The organism is Streptomyces sp. NPDC006610 (assembly GCF_040611575.1).
GTDB lineage: Bacteria > Actinomycetota > Actinomycetes > Streptomycetales > Streptomycetaceae > Streptomyces.
On the sequence record NZ_JBEXOP010000006.1, the window covers coordinates 39,174 to 58,312 of the forward strand.

A 19,139-nucleotide genomic window follows, 5' to 3' on the forward strand; every position below is an offset into this window, starting at 1 on the left:
AGGAGACAGGTAACACCCGGCAGGAAAGCCCAAAGCCCCACACAGCACAGGAGACACCACAATGGCTCGACCCAAGAAGAGACTGATATCGCTGGCGGCGGTCTTCGCGACGCTGCTCGGCGGCATCGGTCTGGCCCTGCTGGGCCAGGGCAACGCGCAGGCGCACGGCGTGACGATGATGCCCGGCTCGCGGACCTACCTCTGCTACCTGGACGCCAAGACCACCACCGGGTCCATGGACCCGACCAACCCGGCGTGCAAGGCCGCCCTCGCCGAGAGCGGCGCGACCTCGCTGTACAACTGGTTCGCGGTGCTCGACTCCAACGCGGGCGGGCGCGGCCCGGGTTACGTGCCGGACGGCAAGCTGTGCAGCGCCGGCGACCGGTCGCCGTACAACTTCACCGGGTACAACGCCGCTCGCGCGGACTGGCCGAAGACGCACCTGACCGCCGGCAAGACGATCCGGATCCGGCACAGCAACTGGGCCGCGCACCCGGGCTCGTTCAAGGTGTACATCTCCAAGCCCGGTTACTCGCCGACCTCCCCGCTGGGCTGGGGTGACCTGGAGCTGATCCAGACCGTCACCAACCCGCCCCAGTCCGGCTCGGTCGGCTCGGACGGCGGCCACTACTACTGGGACCTGACGCTGCCCTCGGGTCGCTCGGGCAACGCCATGATGTTCATCCAGTGGGTGCGGTCGGACAGCCAGGAGAACTTCTTCTCCTGCTCCGACATCGTCTTCGACGGCGGCAACGGCGAGGTCACCGGCATCCGCGGCTCGGGCAGCACTCCGACCCCGACCCCGGACCCGACCACTCCCACCCCGGACCCCACCCCGGACCCGACGCCGGACCCGCACACCGGGTGCATGGCCGTCTACAACGTGACCAACTCCTGGAACGGCGGTTTCCAGGGCTCCGTCCAGGTCATGAACCACAGCACGACGGCACGCAACGGCTGGGCCGTGGCGTGGAAGCCGGGCACGGGCACAAAGATCAGCAGTGTCTGGAACGGCTCGCTGAGCACCGCCTCGGACGGAACGGTCACGGTCAAGAACGTCGACCACAACCGGACCATCGCACCGGAAGGCAGCACCACCTTCGGCTTCACGGCCACGTCGACCGGTAACAACTTCCCGGCCGGCACGATCGACTGCGTCAACCCGTAGTCGAACGCGTCAACTCGTGGTCGCACTGCGGCAATCCGTAGTCGTACCGGGCAGCGCCGGCTTCCGCACCTCGGGAAGCCGGCGCTGTCGTGCGTCCGGGTGGTCAGGCGCCGTCGGCGGGCGGCCGCTCGGCGAGGCCGTTCACCGGCAGGGCGGCGCCCGTGGGGCCGAGGACGAACAGCGGGACGCCCGGGGCGTCGGCGCGGACGCGGGCAGCGTCGGTATGGCCGGCGACCGAGAAACACACGCAGGCCTCCGCCCGCGCCGTCGCCGCCGGCCACAGGCACTCCACGTCCCGCTCCGTCACCGGCTCGGCCGGCGGCTCCACCCCGGCCGGCAGACCCGGCGCGGTGAGCCCGGCGTCGGCGGGCCGGTGCCCCTCGGCGCGGCGGATGTCCCGGTGGCCGGGCCGGTGCAGATGCGCCGCGGCGGCGATGACCGCGTCGAGCGCGGTGAGCACGCGGGCGGCGCTTCCCTCGGGACCGGACGCCGTCCCCCGCCGCGCGACCGCGATGCTCAGCACCGTGCCGCAGGGCGTGCCGGCGTCATGGAGCGGCCGTCGGTCGCCGTGGGCGGCGGGCGCCGTCAGTCGCCGGCGTCCCCGCCCCCGGAGTACGGGTTGCGGCCCGTGTGCCTGAGCAGCCCTCGGTCGGCGCCCTCCACCCGGCGGATGAGCCCGGCGCGCAGCGCGAAGCGCGGGACGACCGCACGCAGTCCGGCCTCGCCGTGCAAGGCCACGGCGAGCAGTTTGGCATGATCGGTCAGCCCTCGCCCGCTCCGCGGCACGGGCAGCCCCCGCCGCAGGTCGCGCAGCCGGAGGCGGGCGGTGCGGGTGGGGCCGAGGAACGGGTAGCGCAGCAGCCCGGCCTCCGCGAGCGGGACGCGCATCAGGGCGACGGCCAGGCGGACGTCCGGGCGCTTCGCCAACTCGCGCAAGGTACAGGGCTGTTGTTCGAGCGAGGCATGGACCGCGGCTTCCAGCGGCGGGAGCTCCACGGCGTCCGAGACGGGCGGGTGGAGGAAGCCCGCCGGGCCGGCCACCATCATGCCCTTCAGGTGCAGGGCCACCACGGCGACGGTGACGGCGGCGCGCGGCCCGCCCCGCAGCAGTGCGATCTCGTGCGGCCGCAGCCGGATCGCCGGCCCGTCGTCCATGGCGTCACCCCCGTGCGCGGGGCCCGCCGCCCCCGTGCCGGCGGGCCCCGCATGACCAGGATGTGCCCGCTCGGGGGGCTGCCTGAAGCCTCACGACACCGGTTCAGAGGTTCATTTGAGGGTGCCGTACGCCGGCTACGACCGCTGGTGTAGCCGGGGAGGACCCGCCAGGGGTCGTGCGCGTCCGGAACCGGGCGTTAGGTTGAGCGGGTGCGACTCAGAGTGGAATTCACGACCGAGCCCTTCGATCTCGACGAGGCGCCCCCGCACGCCCTGGTCGCCCGTGAGGTCATCGGCGCGGCCGAGCTGGACGCGGTGGACGTCGGGCCGTTCGGGAACACCGTCGAAGGAGGCGCCGACGCGGTGCTCGGCGCCGTGGACGCCCTGTTGCGCAGGACCCTCGAAGCCGGGGCGACGCGGATCTCGTTCCAGGTCAACGTGGTCGGAGAGGCCGAGTGACCGGCGCCGGCGACGAGCCGTTCGTCGCGGCGGTGAAACCCCTGGTCGACGCCATGGGCGGGGAGATGCTCCCACCCGACGAAGCCGGGCCCGACGACGTCGTGCTCGCCTGGGAGGGCGTCGACGTCGTCGCCGTACGGCTGCCGCAGCTGGCCGACTCCCTCGATCACATCCTCGCCGCCATGGAGCGCAAGCGCGGCAAACCGCTGGCCGAGCTGGACCGCAAGGCCAAGCAGGAGGTCGTACGGGTGCTGGAGGCGCGCGGCGCCTTCTCGGTGCGGCACGGTGTGGAGACCGTGGCGAGCGCGCTCGGGGTCAGCCGCTTCACGGTCTACAACTACCTCAACCGGGAGAAGGGCGCCTGAGCCCCGGGCGTCGGCCGTCACCCGTCCGGCCGGCGTAACGCCGAATTTTCAACAAACTGTTGACCTCCTCTGTGCGGAGGGCGTTAGCTGTCGGCACGCCCGTTCAGCACGACGGCCGTTCGCGGCCACGGAGGCTTCCGTGACGTCCACCCCCATGCCGCCGGGCCTGGCCCGGCTCAACGACCTGGAGGAGCGCGCGGCCCTCGCCGCGCTCCACGAGGTCTGCGCCGCCGCTGCCTGGGCGCGGCGGCTGCTGGCCGCCCGCCCCTACGCCACACCCCAGGACCTCTACGCCGCCGGCGACGCCGCCACGGCCGCGCTGACCGACGGGGACCTCGCGGAGGCGATGGCCGGGCACCCGCCGATCGGCCGCCCCACGCCCGGCGACCCGGCCTCGGCCCGCGAACAGCGCGGCATGGCCGGCGCCTCCGCGGAGCTGAGGGAGCAGATGCTGGAACTGAACCTGGCCTACCAGGAGAAGTTCGGCCATGTCTTCCTGATCTGCGCCACCGGCCGCACCGCCGAGGAGATGCGGGACGCGGCCAGGGAACGGCTCGGCAACACGCCGGAGCGGGAACGCGAGATCGTCCGCACCGAACTGGGCAGGATCAACCGCATCCGCCTGGCCCGACTCGTCGAGGACGCCCGACCATGAACACCAGCAACTTGGCCACCCCCGCCTCCGTGTCCACGCACATCCTGGACACCAGCGCCGGCCGCCCCGCCGAGGGCGTCGCCGTCCACCTCGCCGCCCGCCCGGGGCGGGACGCGGACTGGACGGCGCTCGGCGGATCCACCACCGACGCGGACGGACGGTGCACGGACCTGCCGGCCCTGCCGGAGGGAACCACCCAGGTGCGGCTCGACTTCGCGGTCGAGCCCTACTTCGAGAAGAAACGAGCCGGGGCGCGGCACGACGCCCCCGCGAACCGGGACGGCGGCCGTGCCGTGTTCTTCCCCGAGGTGGCGATCACGTTCGCCGTCCAGCCGGGCGAGCACTATCACGTGCCGCTGCTGCTCAACCCGTTCGGCTACTCCGTATACCGAGGGAGCTAGCTAGAGAATGCCCACGATCCTGGCCCAGAACCAGTACGGCAAGGCCGAGAACCGAGTCGTCAAGATCACGCGGGACGGCGCCGTCCACCACATCAAGGACCTGAACGTCTCCGTGTCGCTCAGCGGCGACATGGACGAGGTCCACTACACCGGCTCCAACGCCAACGTCCTGCCGACCGACACCATGAAGAACACGGTGTACGCGTTCGCCAAGGAGCACGGCATCGAGTCCGCCGAGCAGTTCGGCATCCACCTCGCCCGCCACTTCGTCACCTCCCAGGAGCCTATCCACCGCGCCCGGATCCGCATCGAGGAGTACGCCTGGGAGCGGATCGAGACCCCCGCCACCGGCGGGAAGAAGCACTCGTTCGTCCGCGGCGGCAAGGAGACCCGCCTGACCCGGATCACCTTCGACGGCTCGTCGTGGGAGGTGATCTCCGGACTGAAGGACCTGGTCGTGATGAACTCGACCGACTCCGAGTTCCGGGGCTACGCCAAGGACGAGTACACGACCCTCCCGGAGGCCCACGACCGCATCCTGGCCACCCAGGTCACCGGCCGCTGGCGGTTCAACTGGACCGACGACGCCCAACAGGCGCCCGACTGGGACGAGTCGTACGCGCGGACCAGGCGGCACCTGTTGGAGGCCTTCGCCGAGACGTACTCGCTCTCGCTCCAGCAGACGCTGTACCGGATGGGCGCGCGGATCATCGACAACCGGGACGAGATCGACGAGGTCCGCTTCTCCCTGCCGAACAAGCACCACTTCCTGGTGGACCTGGAGCCGTTCGGGCTGACGAACGACAACGAGGTGTACTTCGCCGCCGACCGCCCCTACGGGCTGATCGAGGCGACCGTCCTGCGCGACGGCTGCCAGGCGCGGATTCCGGTGGACCTCACCCATCTCTGAGACGTTCCTCCCCACGTCCCGAGGGATCCGCCGAAGCCCCAGAGCGAAAAGGACGACCATGGCAGCACCCTCCGCCTCCGCGCCACCGCAGCGCACTGTCATCGAGAACTGCGCGATCGCCACCGTCGACGCCCACGACACCGAGCACGCCCGCGGCCATCTGGTCCTCGCCGGCGACCGCGTCGAGACGCTCGGCCCCGGCCCGGCCCCCCGCGACCTGCGGAACGTGACGCGGCGCATCGACGCCTCGGGCCACCTCGCCACCCCCGGCCTGGTCAACACCCACCACCACTTCTACCAGTGGATCACCCGCGGCCTGGCCACCGACCACAACCTCTTCGACTGGCTCGTCGCCCTCTACCCGACCTGGGCGCGCATCGACGAGCCGATGGTGTACGCGGCGGCCCAGGGCTCGCTCGCGATGATGGCCCGCGGCGGCGTCACCACCGCCATGGACCACCACTACGTCTTCCCGCGCGGCACCGGCGACCTGTCCGGCGCGATCATCCGCGCCGCCCGCGAGACGGGAGTCCGCCTCACCTTCGCCCGCGGCTCCATGGACCGCGGCGAGAAGGACGGCGGCCTGCCCCCGGACTTCGCCGTCGAGACCCTGGAGGGCGCGCTGGCCGCCACCGAGGAGACGGTAGGCGCCCACCACGACGCCTCCTTCGGGGCCATGACCCAGGTCGCCGTGGCCCCCTGCTCGCCCTTCTCCGTCTCCACCGCACTGCTGCGCGAGGGCGCGGAGCTGGCCCGCCGGCTCGGCGTGCGGCTGCACACCCACGGCTCGGAGACGGTGGAGGAGGAGAAGTTCTGCCACGAGCTGTTCGGGATGGGCCCGACCGACTACTTCGAGTCCACCGGCTGGCTCGGCGAGGACGTGTGGATGGCCCACTGCGTCCACATGAACGACTCCGACATCGCCGCGTTCGCCCGGACGCGGACCGGCGTCGCCCACTGCCCCTCCTCCAACGCCCGCCTCGCCGCCGGCATCGCCCGCGTCCCCGACATGCTGCGCGCCGGCGTCCCCGTCGGCCTCGGCGTCGACGGCACCGCCTCCAACGAGTCCGGCGAACTCCACACCGAACTGCGCAACGCCCTGCTCGTCAACCGCCTCGGCCCGCACCGCGAGGCGGCCCTGACCGCCCGGCAGGCACTGCGGCTCGGCACCCACGGCGGCGCCCAGGTCCTCGGCCGGGCCCACGAGATCGGCTCGCTGGAGCCCGGCAAGCTGGCCGACCTGGTGCTGTGGCGGATGGACACCCTCGCCCACGCCTCCATCGCCGACCCGGTGACCGCGCTGGTCCTCGGCGCGGCGGCCCCGGTCACCGCATCGTTCGTGGGCGGGCGCCAGATCGTCGCCGACGGCCGGCTGTTGACGGTCGACGAGGAGGCGATCGCCCGCTCGACCCGCGCCGAGGCACGGCGGCTGGCGGGGATCGCCGGGCACTGAGCGGGTTTCCGCCGGGTGCGGGTACCCCGTGTCCGGGTACGCCGCGTGCGGATACGGCGTACTCGGGTCCGGCGGGCGCGCGGGTACGTCGTGTGCGGTACGCCGCGTCCGCCCACGCCGTGTCCGCGGCCCGGTCCGATCCCCGGCAGCCGTCAGAGACCGAACAGCTCCGGCTTCGTCGCCAGCTTCCTGAAGCGCTCCCGCGGGTCCGCCACCAGGCGGCGCTCCGCGAGGTCGAGCAGGCCGCCGACCGCGCTCACCTCGGCGGCGACCGTGCCGTCCGTCCTGCGGATGGTCTGCTCGATGCGGAACGTCTTGCCGTCGCCCCACTCGAAGGCGCACGTCACGTCGACCTCGTCGCCGGCGAGGAGTTCGCGCCGGTAGCGGATCGTCGTCTCCAGAGCGACCGGGCCGATGCCCGTGCCGGTCAGGCCCGCCTGGGTGATGCCGGCGGCCTGGAGCAGCGACCAGCGGGCGTGCTCGGCGTAGTTGAGGTACACGGCCTGGTTCAGATGGCCCTGTACGTCGGTCTCGTAACCCCGCACGGTGACCCGGACGGAAAACGGCTCGCTCACGGCTTCCCCTGTTTCTCGGCGAGAATCGGTGTCCTGTGCACTGATCCTGGCACGCCGCTCACACCCGGCGCGGGGAAGCCAGCAGATAGCGCGTCCTGCTGCGGGGATCGGTGTGCTCGCCGACCTGCCAGCCGGCCTCCTCCAGGGTCGCGGCACAGGCTCGCAGCGATCCGTCGTCCGGTCCGTGCACCGCGACGGCGTCCGGCTGCGGGGTGGCGCGGACGCGGTAGCCGTCGGCGCCGGGACCGGCGGGAGGGTGCCCGGCCGCCTCCAGGGCGAGCGCGGCGGCCCGCACCAGATGCGTGCGCTCCCAGCCGCACGGCCGGTCGACGGCCCCGTCGGGGTTGGTCATGCGGCGCAGCTCCAGCAGGCCCTGCCAGGCGCTGTTCACCTCGCGGGTACGGGCCGGGCCCGACGGCGGGGGGTCGTCCTCGCCGCCGACGCGGGCGGCGAACACGCCGCCGGAGGATTGGGGCGGGGGCGGCGCGGCGGGCGGGGGCGCCTGCGGCGGGGTCTCGCGCAGGCGGTGCCCCGCCGGCGTGAGGAAGTGGTCGTGCGGCGGTCTGGGGTGACGGAAGGCCAGCCCGCGCCGCACCAGCGCCGCGAGCTGTGCCTGAGTGCCCTTCAGCCGCCCGGTGACGGGATCGGCGGCGTCGATGACACGCCGCTGCGCGGCGGTCGGCGGTCGGGTCACGGCGTGCTCCTTCCCGGTGCGGACGGCCCTGGCGGGACCGTCTGCCGGAAGGCTACGACGTGGGTCTGACATTCCACGCCGCGACGACCGGCCGGGCGTGCTCGGCGCCCAGCCGGCTCACCGTGCCCGTCGCCAGCTGGAACAGCGCCCCGGACGACGGCGGCAGCCCGAGCCACCGGGCGGTCAGCACGCGCAGGAAGTGCCCGTGGGCCACCAGGACCACGCACCCCTCGGTGTTGGCGAGCGCGGCGTGCGCCTTGGCCAGCATCCGGTCGGCCCGCTCCCCGACCTGCTCGGGGGACTCGCCCGGACGCTCCGGCGGCCCGGCCTCGACCCCGTCCGTGAACAGGAACCAGTCCGGCCGGGTGCGGTGGATCTCGACGGTCGTGACGCCCTCGTAGGCGCCGTAGTCCCACTCGTGCAGATCCGCGTCGATCTGCACGTCCTCGGTCAGACCGATCAGCTCGGCGGTCTCCCGCGCCCGCTGCGACGGGCTGACGAACGCGGCCCCGATCCGGTGCGAGCGGATCAGCGGCGCCAGCCGGCGCGCCTCCTGACGGCCGCGCTCGGTGAGCGGGACGTCGGTCAGACCGGTGTGCCGACCGGAGCGGGACCACTCGGTCTCGCCGTGCCGGACCAGAAAGAGATCACCCATGCGGCACAGGCTATGCGCACGGCGGGGGCTACTGGCGGTAGCCGCCCAGGAAGCGCGCGATCCGTCCGATGGCCGTCTCCAGGGTGTCCGCGTGCGGCAGTGTGAGGATGCGGAAGTGGTCGGGCGTCGGCCAGTTGAAGCCGGTGCCCTGGACGACCTGGATCTTCTCCCGCAGCAGCAGGTCGAGGACGAACTTCTCGTCGTCGTGGATGCGGTGCACCTTGGGGTCCAGGCGCGGGAAGGCGTACAGCGCGCCCTTGGGTTTCACGCACGACACGCCGGGGATCTCGTTCAGCTTCTCCCACGCCACGTCGCGCTGCTCGTGCAGCCGGCCGCCGGGCGCGGTCAGCTCCCGGATGGACTGCCGGCCGCCCAGCGCCGCCTGGATGGCGTACTGCGCGGGGGCGTTGGCGCACAGCCGCATGGAGGCCAGCATCGTCAGGCCCTCCAGGTAGTTCTTCGCGTGCTGCCTGGGACCGGTGACCACCAGCCAGCCGGAGCGGAAGCCGGCCACGCGGTACGTCTTGGACAGTCCGCAGAAGGTGAGGACCACCAGATCGGGGGCGAGCGCCGCGGCCGAGTGGTGCACGGCGTCGTCGTACAGGATCTGGTCGTAGATCTCGTCGGCGAAGACCATCAGTCCGTGCCGCCGGGCCAGGTCGAGGATGCCCTCGACGACCTCCTTCGGATAGACCGCGCCCGTCGGGTTGTTGGGGTTGATGAGGACGACGGCCCGGGTGCGGTCGGTGATCTTCGACGCCATGTCGTCCAGGTCCGGGTACCAGTCGGCCCGCTCGTCGCACAGGTAGTGCACGGCCTTGCCGCCGGCGAGGGTCGTCACCGCCGTCCACAGGGGGAAGTCCGGGGCGGGGATCAGCACTTCGTCGCCGTCCTCCAGCAGCGCCTGCACGGCCATGGAGACCAGCTCGGAGACGCCGTTGCCGAGGAACACGTCGTCGACGTCGACCTCCAGGCCCAGGGTCTGGTAGCGCTGGGCGACCGCGCGGCGGGCGGAGAGCACCCCGCGCGAGTCGGTGTAGCCGTGCGCCCGCGGCAGCATCCGGATCATGTCCTGGACGATCTCCTCCGGCGCCTCGAAGCCGAAGAGGGCCGGGTTGCCGGTGTTCAGGCGCAGCACGCTGTGCCCCGCCTCCTCCAGGGCGTTGGCGTGCTCGATCACCGGGCCGCGGATCTCGTAACAGACCTCGCTGAGCTTGCTCGACTGCCGGAACTCCATGCGCCCCTCCGGTATCTGGTGTTGCTTGGTTTTACCAAGTACCTGCTTGGAAAGTCCAACGACATGTCTAGACTGCGTCGCATGCCACCTCGCCGAAGCTACGACCAGTACTGCTCCGCGGCCCGCGCCCTCGACGCGGTCGGCGACCGCTGGACGCTGCTGATCGTCCGCGAACTCCTCGCCGGCCCCCGCCGCTACACCGACCTGCACGCGGACCTGCCCGGCGTCAGCACGGACGTCCTCGCCTCCCGGCTGAAGGACATGGAACGCGACGGCCTGTCCACCCGCCGCCGGCTTCCGCCGCCCGGGGCGGCCTACGTCTACGAACTCACCTCACGCGGGCGCGAGTTGCTGCCCGTGCTGCAGGCGCTGGGGGAGTGGGGGCGCTCCGAGCTGGGCGAGCGGCGGCCCACCGACGCGCTGCGCGCCCACTGGTTCGCGCTGCCGCTGCTGCGCCTGCTGGAAGGCGAGGGGCTGGTCGAAGTGCGCCTGGACGAGGGGGACTTCCATCTGTACGTCGGCGCGCAGGACGGTCCCGTGTACGGCGCAGGCCCCGCCCCGGCCGAGCCCGACGCCCGGCTCGTGCTGGACACCGGCGCCGTCACGGCCGTCGCGAGCGGGGAGTTGAGCCTGGCCGAGGCGGTGCGCGCGGGGCGGGTCACGGTGACCGGCGACGGGACGGTGGCCAAGGCGCTGCGGGAGGCATGAGGAGGGCCCGGCGCGAACCCACGCCGGGCCCTGCCTCCCACCGGCGGCTCAGGCGGCCGGCGGGACCCTCGGCGGGCGTCCCGAGCCGCGGGTCAGCGCGTAACCGCCGACGCCCGCGAGCGCGGCCAGCACGCCCCCGGCCGCCGTCCACACCCAGCGGTCGGACCACCAGCCCGACGTCCAGCCGTCCTCCGGCTCGATGCCGGAGAGCACGGCCTCCTCGGACGCGTCACCGGACTCGTCCTCCTGCGCCGTGACGGCGATCCCCGGCACCAGCGGCTCGGCGAGCGAGCCGTCGACCGCCGCCCGGCCGCCGATGTCCTCGGCCTCCACCCGCACCTCGGCGCCCACCGGAAGGCCCCGGTCGGCCGTGGCCAGCTCCACCACCGTCAGCCGGACGTAGTACGTGCCCGGCAGCGGGTCGTTCGCCCACGGCTCGGACCAGGCCCGCACCGTGCGCAGGACGCAGGCCAGTTCGACCGAGGACGCGTCCGGGGCGGCGGTGCGGGTCTGGGCGCCGTACCGGCAGGCCTGGCGGCGGCGCAGGCCGTCGTACACGTCGACCTGCCAGGTCTGCGCCGCGTGCGCCTGCGGCAGCTTCACCGTCGCCCGGACGGTGGGACGCCGGCCGGCGTCGGCCGCGAACGACCAGTACAGGTAGTCGCCGGCGGAGGCGTCCGCGGTGGCCGTCCGCCCCTCCTCGACCTCGGCCGCCGTACGGAACGACGTGCCCGCCTCCGTCGGCCCCGCGCCGTCCGCGGAGGCGCCCGGGGACGGGCTGGAGTCGGCGGCGGCCGGGGACGCCGGGGACGCCGACAGGCCCAGCGCCAGCAGCGCGGCCGCGCCCCATGCTCGTACGGTCCTCATCAGCCTGCCCTCCACACCGCGACGCGCCAGCGGGACAGCCAGCCCCACAGCAGACCGGCGAGGAAGCCGGTCAGGACCAGTACGCCGAGCAGCCACCAGCCGCGGCCCAGGCCGAACGAGGCCACGTCCCCCGCGTCCGACGGTCCGTCGACCACGTCGACGGTCAGCTCCAGCGGCAGACCCGGGGTCGTCCTGACGCCCGGGGCGGCGGAGAACGAGCCGGTCACCTGGAGACAGACGGTCTCGGCGGCCGGCTTGTCGCTGTCGTCGTCGTCCCGCTCGGGCTTCGGGTAGCGCAGCCCGGTGGAGAGCACGTCCGTGCGGCCGTGGCCGGCGGCCTCGCCGCGCACGATCTCCCGGCCGCGCACGGTGACCGCGCGCAGCAGCACGCCGTAGTCGGGGTTCACCGCCCGGTCCGCCGCCAGGCTCACCGAGGCGCGCAGCTCCTGGCCGGCCAGGACGTCCACCCGGTACCAGCGCTGCTGCCCGAACTCCGCGCGGTCGGTGTACAGGCCCGACTTCAGCGCCGGCGCCTCGGGGCAGGAGTCCGCGCCCTCGACGGCGACCGGGGTGACCACCGGATCGGCCGCGCGGTCCACCAACTGGTTGACGCGGTCGGTGAGTTCGTCGGTGTGCTCGACGGAGGTGTACGTGCCGCCGGTGGCCTCCGCGATGCAGCTGAGCTGCTGTCGCATCCTCGTGCTGGGCACCAGGCCGAGGGTGTCGATGGTCAGTCCGACGCCCTTGGCGGCGATCTCGCGGGCGACCTCGCACGGGTCGAGCGGGGCGCAGGTGTCCTCGCCGTCGCTGATCAGCACGATGCGCTTGGAGCCGGTGCCGCCGTCGAGGTCGTCGGCCGCCTCCAGCAGCGCCGGGCCGATCGGGGTCCAGCCGGTCGGCGCCAGGGTGGCCACCGCCGCCTTCGCCTCGGTGCGGTCCAGCGGGCCCACCGGGTAGAGCTGCGCGGTGTCCTCGCAGCCCTTCTTGCGGTCGTCGCCGGGGTAGTCGGCGCCCAGCGTGCGGATGCCGAGCTGCACGTCCTCGGGGGTGGCGTCCAGAACCTCGTTGAACGCCTGCTTCGCCGCCGCCATCCGCGACTGCCCGTCGATGTCCCGCGCCCGCATCGAACCGCTGACGTCCAGGACCAGGTTCACCTTCGGCGCGGTGGCCGTGGTCTCGTCGGCGAGCGCCGGGGCCGGGAGCGCGATCCCGGCCGCCAGCGCGGCGAGCAGGCCGAATGCCCCTGCCGCCCGCCGTTTTCTTGTGATCATCGGCGGATCCTATTGACCTGGGTCGTGGCGCACCAAAACGCGGGCCCGGGCCCCCGCGGCTCAGCGCATCGGCCGGGGCAGCTCGGTCCACTGGTCCCCGGGCGTCCGCGGCGACAACCGCATCAGCGTCAACGCCTTCGCGGGCAGCGGCTCTTCGCGCAGCGCCGTGAGATCGGGCGTGCGCGGCAGATCCCGTACGGCGCTCTCCAGCGCCGCCCCCAGCGCCGGCCCCGACCCGGCGACCCCGGCCAGCGCGCCCGCGACCAGCGAGCCGAACAGCTTGCGGCGCAGGGCCGTCACGTCGTCGGTGAGGATCCGCGCCGGCAGCTCCGGCAGCGGGACGCCGTGCCGCGCGAGCCGCTTCGGGCCGACCCGGATGTCGGCCAGGTCGCGGTAGACCAGCCGCAGCGGGGCGCCGTCCTGCGCCAGCACCACCAGCAGGTTCTGCCCGTGCGCCTCCAGCGCCACCCCCAGCTCCAGCAGCCGCAGCCCCACGGTGAGCGCCAGCCGCGCGAAGTCGCCGAGCCACTGAGGGGAGTCCGCCAGGCCGGTCGCCGCCAGGGCCGCCACCGGCAGCACCCGTTCCCCCGGCGCCGCGTACCGCTGGGGCGACTCCCGCAGCACCGCCGCGAGGTCCGGGGTCCCGTCCGTCACCGCGCCCAGCGTCCGGGTGACGTGCAGCAGCCCGTCCGTGCGCCCCGCCAACTCCTCGCCCAGCGACGACAGTCGCATGGACGCGGTCACCGACCCGACCGAGATGTCCCGCACCGAGGACGTCAACCGGGCGCTCAGCGCGGTCTTGACGTGCCCGAGGCCGTCCACCGCCAGCGTCCGCAGCGACATCAGCGGATGCCCGTCGAGCACCGGCTCGCCCGGCCGCTTCAGCACATGCGCCGCCTGCCAGGGGTGCACCGGCACCAGTACCCGCCCCGCCTCCCGCAGCTGCGCGGGCCACGCGCCCACCACCCGGCACGCCTCCCCCGGCACCGGCACCGCGCCGAGCCCCACCAGCGGCCGGTGCTCGGGCGCGTACGCCAGCTGCTCGGCCACCGAGAAACCCGGCCGGGAACGGCAGTTGGGGTGGAACGGATGCCCGTCCACCACTCGCTGCTCCCACTCCCAGTCCACCGCCGGCCACTCTTCCGGGTGAGCCGGTTGCGCGGCGCGGGACAGCGCCAACGAGGCGGTGCCGTGGTCCAGTTCCGCGGCGAAGCCCGCACCGTGCGGCACGGCGAGGTCCGCCATCAGCCGGGCCGGACGGTCGTACACCTCCCGGTCGAGCCGTACGGCGGTGACGTACGCGTCCGTCCGGTACGGGTCCGGGACCGGGCCGCGCAGCCGGCGGCCGTCGCGCAGCAGCAGCGTGACGCCGTCCCGGTCCCGGACGCGGCCCGCCAGCCAGGGCAGCGGCTCGTGGGCGAGCGCCCGCCACAGCCGGGTCAGCACGGCCGCGCGCGCCCCGGGCAGTTCGGCCGCGTACCGGGCGGCGAGGTCCGGGCGGACGGCGGCCAGCTCGCCGGCGGTCTCGGCCTCGGCGGTCGGGGGACGGTGCACGGGCGGTTCCTCCGTACGGGTAGGGGACGGGCGCGCGGTCCCGGCGGGCGACGACGACCGCGATACTGATCGTCTCCGCACGGAACGCGCACGAAAGAACCGTAGGGAACGAGTGGAACGCGTAGATCTCATGCCCCCAGCCGCAGGCGGCGACGCCGCCGAGCGCGACGGCCTCGACGGCCTGGCCGACGCGTACGCGGCCGCACCGCTGCTGAACTGCCTGCTGCGCGAGCTGGCCCGCCCGGCGCCGGGCGAACCGGGGCTGCACCGGCTGCCCGCCGCCGGCCGGCTGCTGCGGGTGCGCGGAGCGCGCCGCCCGGCCGCCGCCGAGGTCCACGAGTCCGGCCGCTGGCGGCGCCTGGACCACGCCGGCCTGGTCGCGCTCGTCGCGGAGGAACTGCGCGGCCACACCGGCCTGCCCAACCACGAGCTGCCCGCCGAGATGCTCGACAGCCGCGACGCCGTCGCCGCGATCCTCGCCGCCCGCGCCCGCGCCACCCCGCCCGACGATCCCTATCTGCGCTCCGAGCAGTCCCTGATCACCGGCCACCCCCACCACCCCGCCCCCAAGACCCGCGGCGGCGGCCCGGCCGCCGACTGGCTGCCCTACGCCCCCGAGGCGCACGCCCGCTTCCCGCTGACCCTGCTCGGCGTGCGCGCCGACACCGTCGTGGACGACGGCGACACCTCCGCGCTGGACGCCCTCGGCGAGGCCCCGCCCGGCTACCGGCTGCTGCCCGCCCACCCCTGGCAGCTCGACCTCGCCGCCCCCGACCTGGCCGCGGCCTTCGCCGACGGCCGCCTGATCCGGCTGGGCGCCACCGCCGCCCCCGCCTGGCCCACGGCCGCCGTCCGCACGGTGTACGTGCCCGGGGCCGAGCTGTTCCTGAAGTTCAGCCTGGACGTGCGCATCACCAACGACGTACGCCGACTGTGGCGGCACGACCTGCTGAAGCTGCGCCGCACCGACGCCGCCGTCACCGCCGCCTTCGCCGCGCTGCCCGGCCCGGCCGCCTGGCTCTCCGACCGCGGCTACCGCACCGCTTCCTTCGCCTTCGAACAGCTGGCCGTCGTCGTGCGCGACGGCGTGCGCGACCACGTCCTGCCCGGCGCCACCCCCTACCTCGCCGCCGGCCTGGTGGAGGGGTTCGCGGGCAGCCCGCCCGACGCCACGGCCGATCCCGCCGGCTGGTGGCGGGCGTATCTGCGCCAGGTCGTCCCGCCGGTGCTCACCGCCTTCGCCGAGCACGGCGTCGTCCTCGAGGCGCACCTGCAGAACTCCCTGATCGCGTGCGCCGCCGACGGCACGCCGGTGCAGGCGCTGTTCCGGGACGTGGAGGGCGTGAAGCTGCTGCCGGAGACGTCGCGGCGGGCCGGCTGGGAGCGGCTCGTGTACTGCCTCGTCGTCAACCACCTGGTCGAGCTGGCCGAGGCCCTCGCGGAACGCCATCCCGGCTTCGACCCCTGGCCCGCCGCCCGCGCGGAACTCGCCGCCGCCCGCCGCCCCGACCTGCCCGAGGCCGCGGCCCTGCTCACCGCGCCCACGCTCCCCGCCAAGACCAACCTGCTGCTGCGCTGGACCGGCGCGGACGGCGCCGACTCCCGCTACCGCCCGCTGCCCAACCCGCTGCTCGACGGGGACGCCCGCTACTTCAAGGGGTCGTGACCCCAGTTCATGAGCGAGTGACGCCATCGGGTGTCCGACACGTCGCCGCCGGGGCGCTGTGCGACGTGCCGACGGACGTAACCGACGACCTTGCGCATGTGGGCGATGTCGTCGTCGCCGAGCTGGGACTTCTTCGTCCGCAGCAGTTCGACGATGCGCCGTCCGGAAGCGTGCCCCACGCTCTCACCGCCGTCGCTCTGCCCGGCGCCGCGGGACTCCTCGCTGCCCAGCCACTTCTCCAGCTCGCCGGCGGTCATGTTGACCGCCTCGTGGAACGCGGCGAGAGTCCCGTCCCGGTCGTCGTCCCGCCGTCCGGGAGGCGTCACGCGCCCTTGCCCCTCCTGCGCAGGGCCCCGGGCCGGTGCACGGCCGAGCGGCCGGTCCTGTCGCTCTCCACCTCGTACTGCGGGTCGTCCTCGGAGGCGTCCACGGTGCGGCCGGCCGCCCGGGTGCGGTCCGTGATCTTCTTCTTGACCTTCCCGGCCACCTCCCGTCCGTGGCTCTTCCACGAGACGGCCTCGCCCTTCTTCATGTCGTCCTTCCTGGACACGGCACGTCCCTTCGCCGACACGGCCCCCACTCACCCCAGGATCGTCCAGTCCCGCCCGGGATGCGTCCACACGGGCCGCTCGCTGTGCTCCACACCGGTGGCCTCGGGCGGGCCGCGGAGGGTGCGGCGCCGTGCCGGCCGCGGCGCCTGCTTGGCTGGCCGTCCCAGCGTCCGACCAGGCAAGGAGCGCCACTGTGCCGTCACAGCATCCGTCCCTCTCGTACACCGTGCCGGGAATGAGCACCGAGGACAGCCGGCGGATCATCGAGCTGCTGCAGATGCGGCTGCACTCCCTCAACGACCTCCACCTGACCCTCAAGCACGTCCACTGGAACGTCGTCGGTCCGCACTTCATCGCCGTGCACGAGATGATCGACCCCCAGGTCGAGGAGGTCCGCTCCATGACCGACGACATCGCCGAGCGGATCTCCACCCTCGGCGGCGAGCCCAACGGCACTCCCGGCGCGCTGGTGGCCGCGCGCACCTGGGACGACTACTCGATCGGCCGCGCCGAGGCCATCGAGCACCTGGGCGCGCTCGACCTCGTGTACACGAACGTCATCAAGGACCACCGCGAGGCGATGGAGGCCACCGAGACCCTCGATCCCGTCACGCAGGACATGCTCATCGGACAGCTGCGCGGCCTGGAGCTCTTCCAGTGGTTCGTCCGGGCTCACCTGGAGTCCGGCGGCGGCGTGCTGAGCACCAGTGGCGCCACGACGGAGAGCGGCGCCGCGGCCCGTGCTGCCGAACAGGCCCGCGACCAGCCCTGACACGGCCGGTCCGGCCGACCGCGCAACGGCACGGGCACCGGATTCCGGGCGGGTCGGCGAACGGACGCCCCCACCGCCGCAGCCGGCGCCTTCAGTCGTGGGCCGGGCGCGGGCCGGTTCCGCCGGCCGCCCGGCCGCCCGCGCCGAGCAGACCCGTCGCCTCGAAGCTCTCCACGGCGGCCAGACGCGGCAACTCGCGGCGCGACAGCATGGTGACCACCGGCGGCATCGCGGCCCGCACCAGCTGGGTCGCCCGCAGCCAGCCGGGGACGTACACCGACGGACGGCGCCGTTCGATCGCGGTGACCAGACGGCGGGCCACATGGGCGACGGGGTACACCTTGCGCGCCGGCGGCGGCATGTGGCCGCGCAGCGCGCGCAGCACGGCGTGCTGGTCGGCGTCCCGGATCATGTCGGTGTCCGTCCAGTTGATGTAGGCGATCCCCACGCCCACGCGCTGGTGCGCGACCTCCGCGCGCAGCGCGTGGGCGAACGCCTCGGCCCCCGCCTTGGACGCGCAGTACGCGCTCATCATCGGGGCCGCGCCGATGGACGCGAGGGACCCGACCTGGAGGAAGTACCCCGCGGTGCCGACCAGGTCCGGCAGGAACGTCCGGGCGGTGACGGCGCTGCCGACGAGGTTCACCTCCACCACCCGGCGCCAGACCGCGGGGTCGGACGCGCCGAACGGACCGCCCTCGGCGACGCCCGCGTTGGCGACCACGACGGACGGCGGCCCCAGCTCCGCACGGATCCGGGCGCCGGCCCGCGCCATGCCCCGGTCGTCGGTGACGTCGACCTCCCAGCAGGCGGACGTCCCCGGCAACGAGTCCCGCACCCTGTTCAGGGCTCCTTCCTCGCGGCCGAGCAGCGCCACCTTCGCGCCCCGGGCCGCCAGGTCCCGTGCCAGCGCCGCGCCCAGCCCGCGCGCCGCACCCGTCACGACAGCCGTACGTCCGTTCAGCGGACTCGCGGACATGGACATGGGGCGGCTCCTTCACCGGGCGCTCGTGGCGCCCACGGTAGGCGCGGACGACGCCGTCGGCACTCCGGGCGCGCTCGGCCGAGCCAATCGGCGCGTAGGCCGATCAGGGGTCCCCCGGCACGCCTGCGCCCGCGGACCGGGCGGCGGTGCTCCCATGGGGCACGGTGACCCGTACCGGACAGGAGGCGAGGGCGAGACATGGACAAGGCTCAGTTGGCCGAGGCCGGCGCACGCAAGGCCGCGCAGAGCGGGCAGGAGATCCTGCCCGAGGACGCCGAGCGGGTGATCGACGCCCTGTTCGGCACGGTCGACTCGGCGGGCGTCATCGCCGAAGGACTCAAGGACGGCGAAACGGTCGCGGTCGGCAGCTTCGGCCGCTTCCGCGCGGACGGCGGCTCCGCCGTCTTCGAACCGGGCAGGGCCCTGACCGAGTACCTCCACGGCGACACCCGGTAGGAGAGCGGCGTCCGTCAGCGGTTCCGGCGCCCGGGGCTGTCGGGGCGAGCCGTGTGGTCCGGGTGGTTCCGGGTCCGGCGGGCCTCCTTCATCTCCGCTTCGTGCAGGTGGTCGCGCCCCTGGGCGAGCCGCTCCACCGCCTCGCGCTGCAGGCTCCTGAACGCCTCGTAGTAGGTCCGGTCGTACGCCTCGACGATCTGGAACGTCCAGTGTCCCGGGATGACGTTGCGGCCCAGGACCTCCGTCTCGACGCGGTCGGCCCACTCGGGGTGGCCCGCCTTGCGCAGCAGCTCCACGGCGCGGTCGAGCTCAAGGTCGGCCGTGCCGGTGAGCTGGTGGAACGAGTACAGGTGCCCGCGGGCCCGCTCCGTCGTCTCCAGCGCCTTGGACAGTGATCCGAGCGCCTCCACCGTCGCGTCGTCCACCCCCTGCGGACGGCGGTGCGCCTCGTCCGGCCCGTCGCCCCCGCTGCGCGCGTCTTCCGTCATGACCACTCCTCTCCGGCCTGCCGGTGCGGTGCAGGCGAGGGAGCGTGTACCCCGGTCGGGCCACCGGGCACCCACGGCCGGCTGTACGCTCGGT

24 protein-coding genes are annotated in these 19,139 nt (G+C 73.9%); 11 read left to right on the plus strand and 13 right to left on the minus strand.

The window, feature by feature from the left end:
* Positions 1-61 precede the first annotated feature (61 nt).
* Positions 62-1,168: a lytic polysaccharide monooxygenase gene (locus ABZY13_RS06780; protein ID WP_356627799.1), complete on the plus strand. Its 1,107-nt coding sequence runs from the start codon at positions 62-64 to the stop codon at positions 1,166-1,168.
* A 103-nt stretch (positions 1,169-1,271) separates the two neighbouring features.
* Here ABZY13_RS06780 and ABZY13_RS06785 read toward each other — a convergent pair whose 3' ends face one another.
* Both ABZY13_RS06785 and ABZY13_RS06790 read right to left on the minus strand, forming a co-directional pair.
* Positions 1,272-1,691, minus strand: a complete 420-nt coding sequence (locus ABZY13_RS06785) for a hypothetical protein (protein ID WP_356627800.1) — start codon at positions 1,689-1,691, stop codon at positions 1,272-1,274.
* Positions 1,692-1,753: 62 nt separating this feature from the next.
* Positions 1,754-2,323 (minus strand): TIGR04222 domain-containing membrane protein, encoded by a 570-nt coding sequence (locus tag ABZY13_RS06790; protein ID WP_356627801.1) that lies wholly within the window; start codon positions 2,321-2,323, stop codon positions 1,754-1,756.
* Positions 2,324-2,533: 210 nt separating this feature from the next.
* On the opposite strand from ABZY13_RS06790, the gene ABZY13_RS06795 reads away from it, so the two are divergent.
* From ABZY13_RS06795 to ABZY13_RS06820, 6 genes are all read left to right on the plus strand, one after another.
* A complete protein-coding gene (locus ABZY13_RS06795) occupies positions 2,534-2,782 on the plus strand; it encodes a hypothetical protein (protein ID WP_356627802.1) in 249 nt (82 codons plus the stop codon).
* Positions 2,779-3,147 carry a helix-turn-helix domain-containing protein gene (locus tag ABZY13_RS06800; RefSeq protein WP_356627803.1) on the plus strand — a complete coding sequence of 123 codons (369 nt, stop codon included), beginning with the start codon at positions 2,779-2,781 and terminating at the stop codon, positions 3,145-3,147. Before ABZY13_RS06795 ends, ABZY13_RS06800 begins: the two co-directional genes overlap by 4 nt.
* A gap of 139 nt (positions 3,148-3,286) precedes the next feature.
* Positions 3,287-3,802 (plus strand): 2-oxo-4-hydroxy-4-carboxy-5-ureidoimidazoline decarboxylase, encoded by a 516-nt coding sequence (gene uraD, locus ABZY13_RS06805; RefSeq protein ID WP_356627804.1) that lies wholly within the window; start codon positions 3,287-3,289, stop codon positions 3,800-3,802.
* Positions 3,799-4,203 carry a hydroxyisourate hydrolase gene (gene uraH, locus ABZY13_RS06810; RefSeq protein WP_356627805.1) on the plus strand — a complete coding sequence of 135 codons (405 nt, stop codon included), beginning with the start codon at positions 3,799-3,801 and terminating at the stop codon, positions 4,201-4,203. The genes uraD and uraH overlap by 4 nt, the downstream gene beginning before the upstream one ends.
* Positions 4,204-4,210: 7 nt before the next feature.
* A complete protein-coding gene (gene pucL, locus ABZY13_RS06815; RefSeq protein WP_356627806.1) occupies positions 4,211-5,113 on the plus strand; it encodes a factor-independent urate hydroxylase in 903 nt (300 codons plus the stop codon).
* 58 nt (positions 5,114-5,171) lie between these two features.
* Entirely contained in the window at positions 5,172-6,566 is a 1,395-nt protein-coding gene (locus tag ABZY13_RS06820) for an 8-oxoguanine deaminase (RefSeq protein WP_356627807.1), read from the plus strand.
* 152 nt (positions 6,567-6,718) lie between these two features.
* Here ABZY13_RS06820 and ABZY13_RS06825 read toward each other — a convergent pair whose 3' ends face one another.
* From ABZY13_RS06825 to ABZY13_RS06840, 4 genes are read right to left on the minus strand one after another with little or no spacing between them, the layout of a single operon-like run.
* The gene (locus tag ABZY13_RS06825) at positions 6,719-7,141 is read right to left on the minus strand and encodes an acyl-CoA thioesterase (protein ID WP_356627808.1); all 423 of its coding nucleotides are present in this window, start codon (positions 7,139-7,141) and stop codon (positions 6,719-6,721) included.
* A gap of 58 nt (positions 7,142-7,199) precedes the next feature.
* On the minus strand, positions 7,200-7,835 hold the full coding sequence (locus tag ABZY13_RS06830; RefSeq protein WP_356627809.1) for a hypothetical protein: 636 nt from the start codon (positions 7,833-7,835) through the stop codon (positions 7,200-7,202).
* A gap of 52 nt (positions 7,836-7,887) precedes the next feature.
* Positions 7,888-8,490: a histidine phosphatase family protein gene (locus ABZY13_RS06835; protein ID WP_356627810.1), complete on the minus strand. Its 603-nt coding sequence runs from the start codon at positions 8,488-8,490 to the stop codon at positions 7,888-7,890.
* A 28-nt stretch (positions 8,491-8,518) separates the two neighbouring features.
* Positions 8,519-9,727 (minus strand): pyridoxal phosphate-dependent aminotransferase, encoded by a 1,209-nt coding sequence (locus ABZY13_RS06840; protein ID WP_356627811.1) that lies wholly within the window; start codon positions 9,725-9,727, stop codon positions 8,519-8,521.
* 81 nt (positions 9,728-9,808) lie between these two features.
* Between ABZY13_RS06840 and ABZY13_RS06845 the strand changes: the two genes are divergently transcribed.
* Positions 9,809-10,435: a winged helix-turn-helix transcriptional regulator gene (locus ABZY13_RS06845; protein ID WP_356627812.1), complete on the plus strand. Its 627-nt coding sequence runs from the start codon at positions 9,809-9,811 to the stop codon at positions 10,433-10,435.
* Between the two features lie 48 nt (positions 10,436-10,483).
* Here the strand turns inward: ABZY13_RS06845 and ABZY13_RS06850 are convergent, their stop codons facing one another.
* From ABZY13_RS06850 to ABZY13_RS06860, 3 genes are read right to left on the minus strand one after another with little or no spacing between them, the layout of a single operon-like run.
* The gene (locus tag ABZY13_RS06850; protein ID WP_356627813.1) at positions 10,484-11,302 is read right to left on the minus strand and encodes a hypothetical protein; all 819 of its coding nucleotides are present in this window, start codon (positions 11,300-11,302) and stop codon (positions 10,484-10,486) included.
* A complete protein-coding gene (locus ABZY13_RS06855; protein ID WP_356627814.1) occupies positions 11,302-12,573 on the minus strand; it encodes a VWA domain-containing protein in 1,272 nt (423 codons plus the stop codon). The genes ABZY13_RS06850 and ABZY13_RS06855 overlap by 1 nt, the downstream gene beginning before the upstream one ends.
* Positions 12,574-12,633: 60 nt before the next feature.
* Positions 12,634-14,127 carry an IucA/IucC family protein gene (locus ABZY13_RS06860; protein ID WP_356627815.1) on the minus strand — a complete coding sequence of 498 codons (1,494 nt, stop codon included), beginning with the start codon at positions 14,125-14,127 and terminating at the stop codon, positions 12,634-12,636.
* Positions 14,128-14,257: 130 nt separating this feature from the next.
* On the opposite strand from ABZY13_RS06860, the gene ABZY13_RS06865 reads away from it, so the two are divergent.
* Positions 14,258-15,793 carry an IucA/IucC family protein gene (locus ABZY13_RS06865; RefSeq protein WP_356627816.1) on the plus strand — a complete coding sequence of 512 codons (1,536 nt, stop codon included), beginning with the start codon at positions 14,258-14,260 and terminating at the stop codon, positions 15,791-15,793.
* Here the strand turns inward: ABZY13_RS06865 and ABZY13_RS06870 are convergent.
* Both ABZY13_RS06870 and ABZY13_RS06875 read right to left on the minus strand, forming a co-directional pair.
* The gene (locus tag ABZY13_RS06870; RefSeq protein WP_356627817.1) at positions 15,775-16,119 is read right to left on the minus strand and encodes a DUF3140 domain-containing protein; all 345 of its coding nucleotides are present in this window, start codon (positions 16,117-16,119) and stop codon (positions 15,775-15,777) included. The genes ABZY13_RS06865 and ABZY13_RS06870 overlap by 19 nt on opposite strands.
* On the minus strand, positions 16,116-16,343 hold the full coding sequence (locus tag ABZY13_RS06875) for a DUF2945 domain-containing protein (RefSeq protein ID WP_356627818.1): 228 nt from the start codon (positions 16,341-16,343) through the stop codon (positions 16,116-16,118). The genes ABZY13_RS06870 and ABZY13_RS06875 overlap by 4 nt, the downstream gene beginning before the upstream one ends.
* A gap of 194 nt (positions 16,344-16,537) precedes the next feature.
* Between ABZY13_RS06875 and ABZY13_RS06880 the strand changes: the two genes are divergently transcribed.
* The gene (locus ABZY13_RS06880) at positions 16,538-17,116 is read left to right on the plus strand and encodes a DNA starvation/stationary phase protection protein (RefSeq protein ID WP_356627819.1); all 579 of its coding nucleotides are present in this window, start codon (positions 16,538-16,540) and stop codon (positions 17,114-17,116) included.
* Positions 17,117-17,207: 91 nt separating this feature from the next.
* Here ABZY13_RS06880 and ABZY13_RS06885 read toward each other — a convergent pair whose 3' ends face one another.
* Entirely contained in the window at positions 17,208-18,101 is an 894-nt protein-coding gene (locus ABZY13_RS06885; protein WP_356627820.1) for an SDR family oxidoreductase, read from the minus strand.
* 198 nt (positions 18,102-18,299) lie between these two features.
* Between ABZY13_RS06885 and ABZY13_RS06890 the strand changes: the two genes are divergently transcribed.
* A complete protein-coding gene (locus tag ABZY13_RS06890; protein WP_356627821.1) occupies positions 18,300-18,557 on the plus strand; it encodes a DNA-binding protein in 258 nt (85 codons plus the stop codon).
* Between the two features lie 14 nt (positions 18,558-18,571).
* Here the strand turns inward: ABZY13_RS06890 and ABZY13_RS06895 are convergent, their stop codons facing one another.
* Positions 18,572-19,045, minus strand: a complete 474-nt coding sequence (locus ABZY13_RS06895; RefSeq protein ID WP_356627822.1) for a hypothetical protein — start codon at positions 19,043-19,045, stop codon at positions 18,572-18,574.
* Positions 19,046-19,139 lie beyond the last annotated feature (94 nt).